This window comes from Sinomonas atrocyanea (assembly GCF_030811715.1).
GTDB lineage: Bacteria > Actinomycetota > Actinomycetes > Actinomycetales > Micrococcaceae > Sinomonas > Sinomonas atrocyanea_A.
The window spans coordinates 483,832-496,727 of the sequence record NZ_JAUSRH010000003.1; the positions used below are offsets into that span (position 1 = coordinate 483,832).

The window sequence follows — 12,896 nt, forward strand, 5'->3', positions numbered from 1 at the left end:
TCCTTGGTCGTGAGGTGTTCTAGTCGGAGAGGCTCGAGTACGCGACCACACCGCGCCGCAGGAGCCCGATCGCCTCGTGGCACAGCCGCGAGATCCGCCGGTCGGTCCCGGGCACATCGGCGAGCTGGTCGAGCAGGTCGATGACCTGGCGGACCCACCGCACGAAGTCGCCCGCCGCCAGCTCGGTGCCCGAGAGGACATTCTGCAGCTCCCGGCCGCGGGCCCACTTGTAGATGGGCCAGACGAGTCCGAACTCCGGCTCGGACGTGCGCGGCAGCCGGTGCTGCTCCTCGGCGTCCTCGAGCTGGGACCACTCCCGCAGCACGACGTCGACGGCGACGTCGAGGGAGATGCTGGGCATCTTGGGCGTGAGGCCCCCCTCCTCGCGCTTGGCCTGGTATACGAGGATGCTCACGAGCGCGGCGAGCTCGGCGGCGTCCACGTCCTCGAAGGCGCCCTCGCGCAGCGAGAGGGCGGTGAGCATGTCCTTGTCGCCGTAGATGCGCCGCAGCTGCTGCCCGAAGGGGGTGACCTCGGGCCCCGCCGCGCCCTGGGCCAGCGCGCCGTAGGACTCGAGGACGTCGCACACCCGGTCGAAGGTCTTGGCGATCGTGTTGGTGCGGCCCTGGATCTGCTCGACGAGGCGATCGGTCTCGCGGCGGAGCTTGATCCAGCGCTCGGCCCAGCGGGCGTGGTCCTCGCGTTCGGCGCAGCCGTGGCACGGATGGGTGCGGAGCTGGCGGCGCAGGTCGGTGATGCGCTTCTCGGTGTCCTGGTAGCCGCCCGCGAACGCGAAGTCCCTGCGGGACCGTCGCCCCTGGGCGCCCGCGTCGGGGCCCTCGAGGCGTGCCCGTTCGGTCGCGTGCCGCAGGGACGCAGCGAGGTCGCGGCGGTCCTTGGGCCTCTTCGCGTCGAAGTGCTTCGGGATCCGGATCCGCGCGATCGGCTCGAGGGGACCGTCGACGTCGTGCAGGCCGATGCGGCGGATGTTCCGGTCGAAGGTGAGGACCTGCGGCCTCGGCTCCCGGCCGTTCGGGTCCGAGGTGAGCACCACCGCGCTCCCGGCGAGCCGCCCCTGCCCGATCTCCACGACGTCACCCGGCGCGAGGCGGGCGAGCGAGTCCACGGTCATGGACCGCCGGGCGCGCCCCGCCTGGCGGGAAGCGGCCTTCTCGGCCTCGGAGAGCTCATGCCGAATCCTCGAGTACTCGCCGAAGTCCCCGAGATGGCACGTCATGGCCTTCTCGTAGCCGGCGAGTGACTCCTCGCGGCTGCGCACCTGCCGGGCGAGGCCGACCACCGAGCGGTCCGCCTGGAACTGGGCAAAGGAGCTCTCGAGGATCTCGCGCGCCCGCTCCCGGCCGAACTGGGCCACGAGGTTGATGCTCATGTTGTAGGTCGGCCGGAAGCTCGAGTTCAGCGGGTACGTGCGGCGCGAGGCGAGGCCCGCGAGGGCGGAGGGATCGAGCCCCGGGCGCCACTGGACGACCGCGTGCCCCTCGACGTCGATCCCGCGCCGGCCGGCCCGGCCGGTGAGCTGGGTGTACTCCCCCGCGGTGATGTCGACGTGGGCCTCACCGTTGAACTTCTCGAGCTTCTCGATGAGCACGCTCTTCGCAGGCATGTTGATGCCGAGGGCGAGGGTCTCCGTCGCGAACACGACCTTCACGAGCCCGGCGGCGAACAGCTTCTCGACGGTCTCCTTGAAGGTCGGCAGGAGGCCGGCATGGTGGGCGGCCAGGCCCCGCTGGAGCCCCTCCCGCCAGGCCCAGAAGCCCAGCACGGGGAGGTCGGCGGACGGTATGTCGACGGCGGCGGCGTCCACCGCCGCGGTGATCTCAGCCTTCTCGGCGGGGGTCGTCAGGTCCAGGCCCGCGTCGAGGCACTGCTGCACGGCGGCGTCGCATCCTGCCCGGGAGAAGATGAAGTCGATGGCCGGCAGCAGGCCGCGGCGCTCCAACGCCTGCACCATCTGCGGGCGGCTCGCCCGCGTTCCGGGAAGGGGCGGCGCGTCGCCGGGCCGGCCGGCGCGCGGGGACTGCTTCTCGCCCCGCTGGCGCTCCTCGCGGCGGCGCGCGCGGCCGCCGTGCCCGAACCGGCCGCGGTAGAGCTGCTGGGACTCCCGGCGGCCCAGCTCGACCAGCTCGGGGTTGACCGCAGTGAGCTCGGAGACGCTCGCCTCGGCGCGCGGCGCCGCGGACGGCGGGGACGACGGGGGTTCGCCCTCGCCGCCGGTGTCGCGGTCATGGACGTCGGCGAGGGCCTCGAACGACTGCCGCGTGGCGAACAGGTCCACGAGCTGTCGCCCCACGAGGACGTGCTGCCAGAGCGGGACGGGCCGGTGTTCGGAGACCACGATCTCGGTCTCGCCGCGGACCGTGTCGAGCCATGCGCCGAATTCCTCGGCGTTGGAGACGGTGGCGCTGAGGGAGACGAGCCGGACGTCCCGCGGGAGGTGGATGATGACTTCTTCCCACACGGCGCCGCGGAAGCGGTCGGCGAGGTAGTGGACCTCGTCCATCACCACGTAGCCGAGGCCCGCGAGGGTGTCGGAGTCCGCGTAGAGCATGTTCCGCAGGACCTCGGTGGTCATCACCACGACGGGGGCCTCGCCATTGATGGTCGTGTCCCCGGTGAGGAGGCCGACCCGCTCCACGCCGTGGATGGCGCACAGCTCCGCGTACTTCTGGTTCGACAGCGCCTTGATCGGCGTCGTGTAGAACGCCTTCAGGCCCTGCCGGAGGGCCAGGTGGATCGCGAACTCGCCGACGATGGTCTTGCCGGCGCCGGTCGGTGCCGCGACGAGGACGCCGCGCCCTGCCTCGAGTGCTCGGCACGCCTCGATCTGGAACGGATCGAGCGGGAAGGCCACCGTGGCGGCGAAGGCTCCCAGTTCGGTCTTGGCCAACGCCCTCCGCCTCGCGTCCGCGGCGTAGCGTTCGGCCGGTGACATGCTCTCGGCGGGGGTGGACATGGGTCCAGCCTAGTCCCCGCCCGCAGTGTCAGAGGTTCTCGAGGTCGGCCCGGGACGTCGGGGTGTCCGCGATGGCGTCCGTCTCCGCCGCCACCTTCTCGATGCGCCGGGCCCTGCGCCGGTCGTTGGCCATGCAGACCCCGATCGCGGCGAAGAACAGTCCCAGGAGCGGAATCGCGAGCATGAACATCGAGATCGCGTCCGCCCCCGGCGCGGCCACCGCGGCGAGGACGAAGACGAGGAACACCGTGATGCGCCACGCCTTGAGGATGGTCCTGCCGGGCAGGATTCCGGCCATGTTCACGCCGACCAGGATGACCGGGACGAGGAACGCCACGCCGAGGAAGAGCAGCATGTGCGTGACGAAGTCGATGTACTCGCGCCCGTCGATCATGTTGGAGAAGCCCGCGGGGGTGAACTGGGTCAGCGCGCGCACCACCTGGGGAACGACCATCCACCCCACCCAGACCCCGGCGAGGAAGAGCGGCACCGCGGCGATCATGAAGCCGAGCGTGTACTTGCGCTCCTTGGGAGTCAGGCCGGGCATGATGAACGCCCAGACCTGGTAGATCCAGACCGGGCTGGAGATGACCAGGCCGATCTGGATGGCCAGCTGGAGCTTGAAGTCGAACGGCGAGGCGATGGTGGAGAAGTTGACCGACGAGAGCCCGCCGGTCTGGTGGGCGATGTTCTCGACCGGCTTCTCGAGCTCCCGGAGGATGGGGTCGTACAGGAACCAGCCGCCGACCGCGCCGATGGCCACGCCGATGGCCGCCTTGATGAGCCTGTTCTTCAGCTCCCGAAGGTGCTCGAGCAGGGGCATCCGCCCCTCGGGGTTGGCCTTCCGCCCCTTCCCGGCGGCCACCTCAGGCGTGCGAGGAAGGACCGGCGTCCCCGTCGGCCCGGCCAGCGCCCTTCGGCGGGATGACCTTGCCCTCGACGGGCTGCTCGGCGCCGGCCGTGGACTGGCCGGAAGCCGAGGTGTCCTTGCCGTCGTTCTTCATCTCCTTGACCTCGGACTTGAGGATGCGCATCGACTGCCCGAGGCTGCGCGCCATGGCCGGCAGCTTCGGAGCGGCGAACAGGAGCAGCGCCACGATGATGATGATGACGATGGGCCAGGGGCCATCGAAGAGTCGTCCCACGGGAATCCTTTCGTTGGTACAAGTCTAGTTGAGGCCGAGGTCGCGGAGGGACTGCATCTGGCCCCGCTCGCGCCGTCGCGCGACACGCCGGTCGCGCCGGGCGAGGCGCCGCAGTTCGCGCCCCTGCTCGTACTCGAGGCGCATGCGGTCGGGGTCGGCGAACACAGCGCTGCCGGGAACACGCACGACGGCGGCGGGGCCGGCGTCGTCCGCCGTCTCACCTGCCGCGGGCCGCGCCGTGACCCGCTCGAGGTCCGCGGCGGCGCCGCGCACGACGGCCATCCCCTTGCGGAACAGGTAGATCCCGCCGAGCAGGAGGACAACGAGGGTGCAGGCCACCAGGGCCACCCAGATGAGGATCCACGACCACCACGGCACGGGATCCAGCCTATCGGGTCGTGGCAGCGGCCCCGTACAGGGCGAGGGCGCGGTCGAACCAGGCGCGCGCGGCATCGACGGCCGCGGGCGGGCCCTCCAGCGCGGCGGCGCCGCCGAACTGGGCGAGGAAGGAGGGCAGCCAGGCGAGGTCCAGGACGGTGAGGCGGACGCGGCGGCTTCCGTCCTCCAGGTCCCTGCCGTCGTGGGCGTCGAAGCTCGCCTCGGCCCAGCGCGCCTCCGGGGCGAGCCGTACGGTGACCTCGAGGTCGCTGGCCCGGCGCATGGACGGGGCCCCGTCCCCGGGCTCGAATCCCTCGGGGAGCGGCAGCGGCTCGGCCGCCTCCACGGCTTCGATGCGGTCGATGCGGAACACGCGGCGGTCCCCGGCACGGTGGCAGTAGCTGTTGACGTACCAGCGGTCCGCGTCGGAGAAGACCCCGAGGGGGTTGATGAGCCGTTCCGTCACCTCGTCCTTGGTCGGGTTGAGGTAGCGGAGCCGGAGCGTGCGGCCGGCGAGGGCCGCCTCCGCGAGCACCGGGACGAGGTCGGCATTGTGCTGGGGCTCGGACCTCAGGTCCACCTCCGGCAGGCCCCGGCCCCCCTCGACTGCTGCCGCGCCGACCCTGTCGGCGAGCCGCAGGATGGCCTCGGCCGACGCCGCATCGGCGAGCGGCAGGAGGGCCTTGAGCCCCAGCTGGAGCGCCACCGCCTCGCCGGGGCTGAGCCGGCGGGGGCGCGAGAGCTCCTCGGCGTTCGCGACCGTCACCACGTCCTCGTCCACCGAGATCTCGATGTAGCTCTGGAAGCCCGCGGAGTCGATGGGCCCGGCGTCCCGCAGGAGCTCGAGCTCGCGCAGCACGGCCTTCCTCGTCAGCCCGAACTCCTCGGCGATCTCCTGCACGGTGACGGGACCCGAGAGGAGGAACGGCACGAGGTCCATGAGCCGTTCGAGACGCTCTTGGCCCGTGGTGATCCGCCGGCCCGGCTTCTGCCCGGGCGTCTCGGCCGCTCCCGCCGATCCGATGGCCTCGCGGGCACCGCGCAGGCGGCCGAGGACCTCGGCGACGAGGTCCTCGGGGGCGAGGACCTTCACGGCGTCGCCGAATCCCGCGAGCCGCTCGGCGGCGACGGAGACGTCGCGGAACGTGTATTCGCCGGAGTCCCAGCCGGGCGGCCCGGCGCCGGCGGGCTCCCAGTGGCGGCGGAGGTCGAGCGCGCGGTCTTCGGCGATGAGGAGGCCCGCGCGCCGCTCGGCGAGGGCATCGAACCCGTTGAGGGCGTCCCGGACGGCTCCCTCGCTGGGCGGTTCGAAGCTGCCCGGCTCGCCCACGGTGACGGCGCCGTGGATGCGGGAGAGCCGGAAGACGCGCAGGCCGCCGCGGTCCAGGTCGTTGCCGGCCAGGTACCACTGGCCGTAGCGCTGGCCGAGCCCCCACGGCTGGACCCGGCGCCGGCGGGTCTCGCCGGTGCTGGTCGCGTGGTAGTCGAACGTGACCTCCGCGCCGCGCGCCGCCGCGTCGGTCAGGGCCACCCAGTGGGTGTCGAGCCGCACCCGGGGCTGCATCTGGGACGGCGGGGTTTCGGGCAGTGCGCCTGCGGCCTCGAGCCGGCGCAGCGCGCGCTGCGCATCGGCGCCGGCCACCGCGTCGTCGCACGCGAGGGCGGCGAGGGCCAGCCACGTGGACTCTTCCGCGCTGAAGCGCTGGGGAGGCAGCCGGAAGCCCGCGGGGTCGATCCGGTACTTGGCGACCTCCTCGTCGCTCTCCATGCGCTCGTAGCCGACTTCCTCGACGATGACGGCGCCCATGGCGCGGAGATCGGCCTTGTCGCGCTCGAACTTGCGCAGCACGGCCTCGGTGTCGGGGTCGGCGCCTGCGGCGTCCCCGGAGGGGGCGGTATGCCCGTAGACGTCGCGCAGGATCCTCTCGCGGGAGATCCCGAGCTCGGTGTGGAGCAGGGCGATGAGGAGGTTCAGCAGGCGCGAGGTCTTGGCTTCGGACACATCAAGAGCCTAGACCGAAACGGGCGGCGACCAGCCCAGGCTGGTCGCCGCCCGCAGTGCGTGCGCGAAGTCGGTCGGGTCAGCGGACGCCGACGAGGTCGACGACGAAGATGAGGGCCTCGTTCGGCTTGATGGCCCCGCCGGCGCCGCGGGAACCGTAGGCGAGGTCGGAGGGGATCTCGAGGCGGCGGCGGCCGCCGACCTTCATGCCGAGGAGCCCCTGGTCCCAGCCCTGGATGACCTGGCCGACGCCGACGCGGAAGTCGAGCGGGGTGCCGCGGTTCCACGAGGCGTCGAACTCCTCGCCGGTGGACCAGGCCACGCCGACGTAGTGGGTCGAGACTGTGTCCCCCGCGACGACCTCCCGGCCGTCACCTTCGATGAGGTCGATGATCGTCAGCTCGGTCGGGGTGTCGCCCTCCGGGAACTCGATCTCGGGCTTGCTGCGGTCGTACTGGCGCTGTCCGAAGGACATGGTGCCTCCTGAAGTGGATGTGGTGGGTTACTTGATGCCGAGGATGTCGACGACGAACACGAGGTCGCCCTTGGCCTGGCCCTGGCCCTGGGCGCCGTAGGCCTGCGCGGCGGGGATCACGAGGAGCACGCGCGAGCCGACCGTCTTGCCGGTGAGGCCCTTCGTCCACCCGGGGATGACGCCCTGGAGGCTGAAGGTGGCGGGCTGGCCCTTGTCGTAGCTCGAGTCGAACTTGGTGCCGTCGGAGAGGTTCACGCCGACGTAGTTGGCGACGATCGTGTCGTTGGCCTTGACCTTGTCCCCGTGGCCGGCGATGAGGTCCTGCGCGACAACGTCCTTGGGCTTGTCCGCACCCTTGACGTCGATCTGCGGGACATTCTTGCTGTCCACGGAGACCTTGGGCAGACCTGCCGGAAGGTTGGTCACCGCGTCCCCCTCGGGCTTGCTGAGCGGGGTGGGGGTGTCCTTCACCGAGAGGATCTTGATGACGAGGAGGGTCGACGCCGCGGCCTCCGGGTTCTCGCCGGCGGACTGGGCCGGGGTCGCGTAGGCGAGGTAGGAGCCGACCTTGGCCCCGACGAGGCCGTTGTACACGACCGAGCTGCCCTGCTTGAGCTGGTCTGAGAGTTCGACCTTCTCGGACGAGCCCTTGCTGAAGGTGTCCTCGAGGACCGAGCCGTCGCCGCCGTTGAGGGCCACGTAGCCGATCTCCACGGTCTGCCCGGCCTTCGCCGCGGGGCCGTCGCCGGCCTGGACCATCTTGATCGTCTCGTCCTTGACCGCGAGCGGCTTCGGGAAGTCCACCTTCGGCGCCTTGTCGCCGGGGGTGACCTTGAGCTGGTCGAGGGCCGCGACCTGCCCTGCGTTGGAGGGCGTGGGGTCCGAGGCGGACGGGGCTGAGCTGCCACAGCCGGCCACGAACAGGGCGAGCGGCAGCAGCAGGGCGATGAGACGGCGCACTGGTCAACTTCCTGTGGGGGATCCCGCCACGGGTGCGTGGCGGCGGACGGGCCGCGCGGGCCTCGACAAGCCTACCGGGTCAGCCTGTGAAGGGCCTGAGGCTGTCGAGCAGCTCGTCCACCCTGGGGTCCTCGTTGGCGAAGGGATCCTTGCACAGGATCGTGTGGTGGGCGCGGTCGTTGAGCTTGAGGTGGACCCAGTCGACGGTGTAGTCCACCCCTGCCGCCTGGGCGGCCTTCACGAAGCGGCCCCGCAGCCGCGCCCGCGTGCTCTGCGGCGGGTTCGCGACCGCGTCGGCGATGGCCGCGTCGTCGACGACCCGGGCCGCTGCGCCGCGCCGCTGGAGCAGGTAGAACAGGCCTCGGTCGGGGCTGATGTCGTGGTAGGTGAGGTCGAGCTGGGCCACACGGGCCGAGTCGAGGTCGACATCGTGGCTGCTGCAGTAGCGGTCGATCAGCTTCTTCTTGATCGCCCAGTCGACCTCGGTGTCGATCGCCCGCGTGTCCTGCGACTCGACCGCCTCCAGGGTCCGCTGCCACAGGTCCAGGATGCGCTCCACATGGGGGGTGTGGGCACCGTTCGCGGCGACGAAGTCCTGCGCCTTCTCGAGGTACATCTGCTGCAGGGCGAGGGCGCTCGACTGCTGGCCGTTCGCGAGGCGGACCGGCGCCTTGCCGGTGAGGTCGTGGGAGATCTCCCGGATGCTGCGGATCGGGTTCTCCATCCGGGCGTCGCGCATGATCGTGCCGGCCTCGATCATGCGCAGCACCAGGTCCACGGTGCCGAGCTTCATCATGGTCGTCGTCTCGGACATCGTCGAATCGCCGACGATCACGTGCAGGCGGCGGTAGTGCTCGGCGTCCGCGTGCGGCTCGTCCCTCGTGTTGATGATCGGGCGGGAGCGCGTCGTGGCCGAGGAGAGGCCCTCCCAGATGTGGTCCGCGCGCTGGGAGAAGGCGTAGATCGGGCCCTGGGCGGTGCGCAGCACCTTGCCGGCCCCGCAGAGCAGCTGCCGGGTCACGAGGAACGGTATGAGCACCTCGGCGAGGCGCGAGAACTCCGTGCGGCGCGGGATGAGGTAGTTCTCGTGGCTGCCGTACGAGTTGCCGGCGGTGTCGGTGTTGTTCTTGAAGAGGTACACGCGGCCGTCGAAGCCCTCCTCGGCGAGGCGGTGCTCGGCCTCGGCGATGAGGTCGACGAGGATCCGCTCCCCCGCCTTGTCGTGCGCGACCAGCTGGGCCACGTCGTCGCACTCGGCCGTCGCGTACTCCGGGTGCGAGCCGACGTCGAGGTACAGGCGCGAGCCGTTGGCCAGGAACACGTTCGAGGACCTGCCCCAGCTGACGACCTTGCGGAAGAGGTACCGGGCGACTTCCTCCGGCGCGAGGGGCCGGCCCTGGGGGCTCGAGTACGCGATGCCGAACTCGGTCTCGACGCCGTAGATGCGCCGGTCCACGCCTCAGCCCTGCCGTTCCGCGAGGCCGTCGAGGATGCCGGCGAGCTCGTCCGGGCCGATGCGCCGGAACGCGCGCCGTGTGCCGCGGGTGGTCTCGGAGTCGCGGTCGAGGACTCCGACCTCGAGCGTGATCGGCTCGGTGCGGTCTTCGCGCAGGGCCCGGGCAGCGAGCCGGATGGCCTCCGCGAAGTCCGCCTCGGAGGTCCAGCCGTCGATCACGGCCTCGGCCACGCGTTCGGCGGCGCCGCCCATGACCACGAAGCGGCGCTCGTCGGCGATCGACCCGTCGAATGTCAGCCGGAAGAGGTGATCGCCCTCGACGTCGCTGCCCACCTCGGCGACGGTGAGCTCGACCTCGAAGGGCTTCTGCTCGGCGGTGAAGACGGCGCCGAGGCTCTGGGCGTACACGCTTGCGAGGCCCCGACCCGTGACGTCCTCACGGTCGTACGAGTAGCCGCGGACGTCCGCGTACCGCACCCCGGCCTGCCGGAGGCTCTCGAACTCGTTGTACTTGCCGACGGCCGCGAATGCGATCTTGTCGTAGATCTCGCCGATCTTGTGCAGCGACGGGGAGGGGTTCTCGGCTACGAGGGCGATCCCGTCGCGGCAGCTCAGGACGACCACGGAGCGGCCGCGTGCGATGCCCTTCCGGGCGAAGTCCGCCCGGTCCTTCATGAGCTGTTCCGGCGAGACGTAGAACTGCTGGGTCATGCTCAGGCCTCCCGTCCGGCGACGCTGCGCTCGGCGATGATCCCGCTGGCGATGGCCGCCAGCTCGCGCTCGGCCACGCGCCGGCTCCCGAGGCGCGTGACGGTGTAGACCACCGGCCACAGCTGGCGGACCGGGTCCGGGCCGCCGGTGGCGGAGTCGTCGTCGGCCGCGTCGTAGAGCGCCTCTACGGCGACGCGCACGGCGTCGTCCTCGGCGAGGCCGGGGCGCCAGAGCTTCTTCAGGGCGCCGCGGGCGAACACCGATCCGGACCCGACCGAGTGGTGCTCGAGCTCCTCGTAGCGGCCGCCGGTCACGTCGTAGGAGAACAGGCGCCCTGCGGCCGTCTCGAGGTCGAAGCCTGCGAACAGCGGGATGGCGGCCAGGCCCTGGAGCGCCAGGGGGAGGTTGCCCCGGACCATGGCCCCGAGGCGCGTCGCCTTGCCCTCGAGGCTCAGGAGGGTGCCCTCGATCTTCTCGTAGTGCTCGAGCTCGACCTGGAACAGGCGGGCGATGTCGATCGCGATCCCCGCCGTGCCGGCGATGCCGAGCACGGAGAAGCGGTCTGCGGGGAACACCTTCTCGATGTGGCGGCTGGCGATCATGTTCCCCATGGTGGCCCGTCGGTCCCCCGCCATGATGACGCCGCCGGCGAAGGCCAGCGCCACGATGGTCGTGGCGCGCGGGGCTGCCGCCGAGGCGTCGGCCGGCAGGCTCCGGTGGAACGGGAGGAGGTCCGGCCGGGTCGCTGCCACGTGCTCGGTGAAGGATGATGTGGCGGCGGACACGACACGCTCGGCGAGGAAATCGTTCATCTGGGTCCTACTGCCCGCCCTTCTGGACGAACCCGCGCACGAACTCCTCGGCGTTGGTCTCGAGGACGTTGTCGATCTCGTCGAGGAGGTCGTCGACGCCCTGGGTGCTGGCAGTGTCCTGCGCTGGGGCCTCCGGCGCCGCGGGGGCCGGGGCGTCGACCTCGACGGCCTCGTCCTCGCCCCGTGGCTGGGTGCTCTTCTGCTCCTGACCGGCCATGGCCGCCTCCTTGCGTCGGGCGCCGTGAGGGCGCCGGGTCTGGATCCTTCTGATCCCTATACTGTCACTTTTCGACCGCGTGTCACGGGTTGCGCCCCCGGTGTCGGGCCGGCCGCGCGCGCCTAGGTCCTGCGCTCCCCGAGCAGGGCCGCGAGGAAGTCCTCGATGCGGGCGTGCTCGTCGAACAGCCCCTGGGTCAGGGCCCTCGTCCCGCGCAGCGGCTCGCGGGTGGGGACCCGCTGGAGCCGGTAGCTTCCGGGGGTGGCGAAGACCACCGAGTCCCAGCTGGCGCTCACGACGCTGCCGGGGAACCGCTTGATGCTCGTGCCGCGGAACCAGGCGCGGGTGTCGGGCGGCGGTTCGGCGACGGCGGCAGCGACCGATGCCGGGCCGACCATGGTCTCGAGCGACCCCCGGGCCGCGAGCCGCAGCGCGATCCCCCGTTCCGGTCGCACGTCCGACCACTGGATGTCGACGAGGCCGAGGCGCGCGTCGCCCCAGGCGAGGCCGTCACGGCTGCGGTAGCCCTCGAGGACCCGCAGCTTCGCGAGCCATTCGACATACCCGGCGGCCGCGTCCCGGTCTCCGCCGAGGTCGGTGAGGGCACGCTCCCAGCGGGCGAGGACCTCGGCGGTGTGCCCGTCGCCACCGTCCGCCGTCGCGACGCCCGTGTCCGCCGCGAGCTTCGCCGCCGCCTCGAAGTACATCCACTGCAGCTCGAGCCCGGTGACCTGCCGCCCGTCGAGCAGGCGGACCCTCTCCCCCAGAGAGGTGTCGTGGCTGAGCCGGTGCATGGCGGACACCGGCTCGTGCACCTCGACCTGGGGCGCCCTGCCGGCCTCGATGAGGCTCAGCACGAGCGCCGTGGTGCCGAACTTGAGGTAGTTCGCCACATGGCTCACGTTGGCGTCGCCGATGATCACGTGGAGCCGGCGGTACTTGTCCGCGACCGCGTGCGGTTCGTCGCGGGTATTGATGATGGGGCGCCGCATGGTGGTCTCGAGGCCAACCTCGGCCTCGAAGTAGTCCGCACGCTGGCTGACCTGGTACCCCGGACCCTTGCCGTCCTGCCCGAGCCCCACCCGCCCGGCACCGCAGACGAGCTGCCGCGAGACGAAGAACGGGGTCAGTCCCCGGACGAGGTCGGAGAAGGGCACCGAGCGGGGCACGAGGTAGTTCTCGTGCGAGCCGTAGGAGGCGCCCTTGCCGTCGGTGTTGTTCTTGTAGAGGTTGATGGGGCCCCGGGCCGGGTCATCGGCGAGGGCACGCACCGTGGCGAGCGCCACGGCATCCCCCGCGACGTCCCACCGGAGGGCATCTCGGGGGTTGGTCACCTCGGGGCTCGAGTACTCGGGGTGGGCGTGGTCGACGTACAGGCGCGCCCCGTTGCCGAGCACGAGGTTCATCAGGGCCGGTTCCTGGTCGCCGTCGAGCTCGATCTCCGCCGGCCCGTGGGCCAGCGCGACCGCTTCCGCCGTGAGCACGGGCTCTGCATCCGTGAGCTGGTCCGGATGCGCCTCGGACCGCTCGACGGACCAGCCGCGCGCGTCGCGCAGGGGCGTCTCATCGGTGTAGTCCCAGCCCGTCTCGGGGCGGCTGGCCGAGCGGGTCAGCCGCGCGTAGGCGGCGATGACCTGCGAGGACAGCCAGGTGGCGTTGGCCCCCGGGGAGTTCGGCGCGTGGATGCCGAACTCCGTCTCGGAGCCCATGACGCGCTGGGTTCCCCCGGCCGCGAGGCCGGGGCTCGGGTCGCTGCTCACTGCTCT

12 protein-coding genes are annotated in these 12,896 nt (G+C 71.6%); all 12 read right to left on the reverse strand.

Features of this window, described 5'->3' with window-relative positions; all coding sequences use genetic code 11:
* Positions 1-19 precede the first annotated feature (19 nt).
* The 12 genes from J2W21_RS07725 to dop all read right to left on the reverse strand — a co-directional run bounded on the left by J2W21_RS07725 (position 20) and on the right by dop (position 12,839).
* Complete coding sequence (locus J2W21_RS07725; protein WP_307113896.1) at positions 20-2,974, reverse strand: DEAD/DEAH box helicase; 2,955 nt, start codon at positions 2,972-2,974, stop codon at positions 20-22.
* A gap of 28 nt (positions 2,975-3,002) precedes the next feature.
* Positions 3,003-3,797, reverse strand: coding sequence for a twin-arginine translocase subunit TatC (gene tatC, locus J2W21_RS07730; protein ID WP_307113987.1), 795 nt, complete (start codon positions 3,795-3,797; stop codon positions 3,003-3,005).
* 43 nt (positions 3,798-3,840) lie between these two features.
* Positions 3,841-4,119 (reverse strand): Sec-independent protein translocase subunit TatA, encoded by a 279-nt coding sequence (gene tatA / locus J2W21_RS07735; protein WP_307113897.1) that lies wholly within the window; start codon positions 4,117-4,119, stop codon positions 3,841-3,843.
* A 24-nt stretch (positions 4,120-4,143) separates the two neighbouring features.
* Complete coding sequence (locus tag J2W21_RS07740; protein WP_307113898.1) at positions 4,144-4,497, reverse strand: hypothetical protein; 354 nt, start codon at positions 4,495-4,497, stop codon at positions 4,144-4,146.
* Positions 4,498-4,507: 10 nt separating this feature from the next.
* Positions 4,508-6,499, reverse strand: coding sequence for a helix-turn-helix transcriptional regulator (locus J2W21_RS07745; RefSeq protein ID WP_307113899.1), 1,992 nt, complete (start codon positions 6,497-6,499; stop codon positions 4,508-4,510).
* 79 nt (positions 6,500-6,578) lie between these two features.
* Positions 6,579-6,974: an FKBP-type peptidyl-prolyl cis-trans isomerase gene (locus tag J2W21_RS07750; protein WP_307113900.1), complete on the reverse strand. Its 396-nt coding sequence runs from the start codon at positions 6,972-6,974 to the stop codon at positions 6,579-6,581.
* Positions 6,975-7,001: 27 nt separating this feature from the next.
* Positions 7,002-7,934, reverse strand: a complete 933-nt coding sequence (locus J2W21_RS07755; protein ID WP_307113901.1) for an FKBP-type peptidyl-prolyl cis-trans isomerase — start codon at positions 7,932-7,934, stop codon at positions 7,002-7,004.
* A 79-nt stretch (positions 7,935-8,013) separates the two neighbouring features.
* The gene (gene pafA / locus J2W21_RS07760; RefSeq protein ID WP_307113902.1) at positions 8,014-9,390 is read right to left on the reverse strand and encodes a Pup--protein ligase; all 1,377 of its coding nucleotides are present in this window, start codon (positions 9,388-9,390) and stop codon (positions 8,014-8,016) included.
* Between the two features lie 3 nt (positions 9,391-9,393).
* Positions 9,394-10,101, reverse strand: coding sequence for a proteasome subunit alpha (gene prcA / locus J2W21_RS07765; RefSeq protein WP_307113903.1), 708 nt, complete (start codon positions 10,099-10,101; stop codon positions 9,394-9,396).
* Between the two features lie 2 nt (positions 10,102-10,103).
* Complete coding sequence (gene prcB / locus J2W21_RS07770) at positions 10,104-10,913, reverse strand: proteasome subunit beta (RefSeq protein WP_307113904.1); 810 nt, start codon at positions 10,911-10,913, stop codon at positions 10,104-10,106.
* Positions 10,914-10,920: 7 nt separating this feature from the next.
* Complete coding sequence (locus J2W21_RS07775; protein WP_307113905.1) at positions 10,921-11,130, reverse strand: ubiquitin-like protein Pup; 210 nt, start codon at positions 11,128-11,130, stop codon at positions 10,921-10,923.
* Between the two features lie 122 nt (positions 11,131-11,252).
* Positions 11,253-12,839, reverse strand: a complete 1,587-nt coding sequence (gene dop / locus J2W21_RS07780; RefSeq protein ID WP_307113988.1) for a depupylase/deamidase Dop — start codon at positions 12,837-12,839, stop codon at positions 11,253-11,255.
* Positions 12,840-12,896: the final 57 nt, after the last annotated feature.

Bases quoted from the DNA above. Each gene is read 5' to 3' on its own strand.
- J2W21_RS07725 (WP_307113896.1), bottom strand. From the start codon at position 2,974: ATGTCCACCCCCGCCGAGAGCATGTCACCGGCCGAACGCTACGCCGCG.
- tatC (WP_307113987.1), bottom strand. From the start codon at position 3,797: ATGCCCCTGCTCGAGCACCTTCGGGAGCTGAAGAACAGGCTCATCAAG.
- J2W21_RS07750 (WP_307113900.1), bottom strand. From the start codon at position 6,974: ATGTCCTTCGGACAGCGCCAGTACGACCGCAGCAAGCCCGAGATCGAG.
- prcA (WP_307113903.1), bottom strand. From the start codon at position 10,101: ATGACCCAGCAGTTCTACGTCTCGCCGGAACAGCTCATGAAGGACCGG.
- prcB (WP_307113904.1), bottom strand. From the start codon at position 10,913: ATGAACGATTTCCTCGCCGAGCGTGTCGTGTCCGCCGCCACATCATCC.
- J2W21_RS07775 (WP_307113905.1), bottom strand. From the start codon at position 11,130: ATGGCCGGTCAGGAGCAGAAGAGCACCCAGCCACGGGGCGAGGACGAG.
- dop (WP_307113988.1), bottom strand. From the start codon at position 12,839: ATGGGCTCCGAGACGGAGTTCGGCATCCACGCGCCGAACTCCCCGGGG.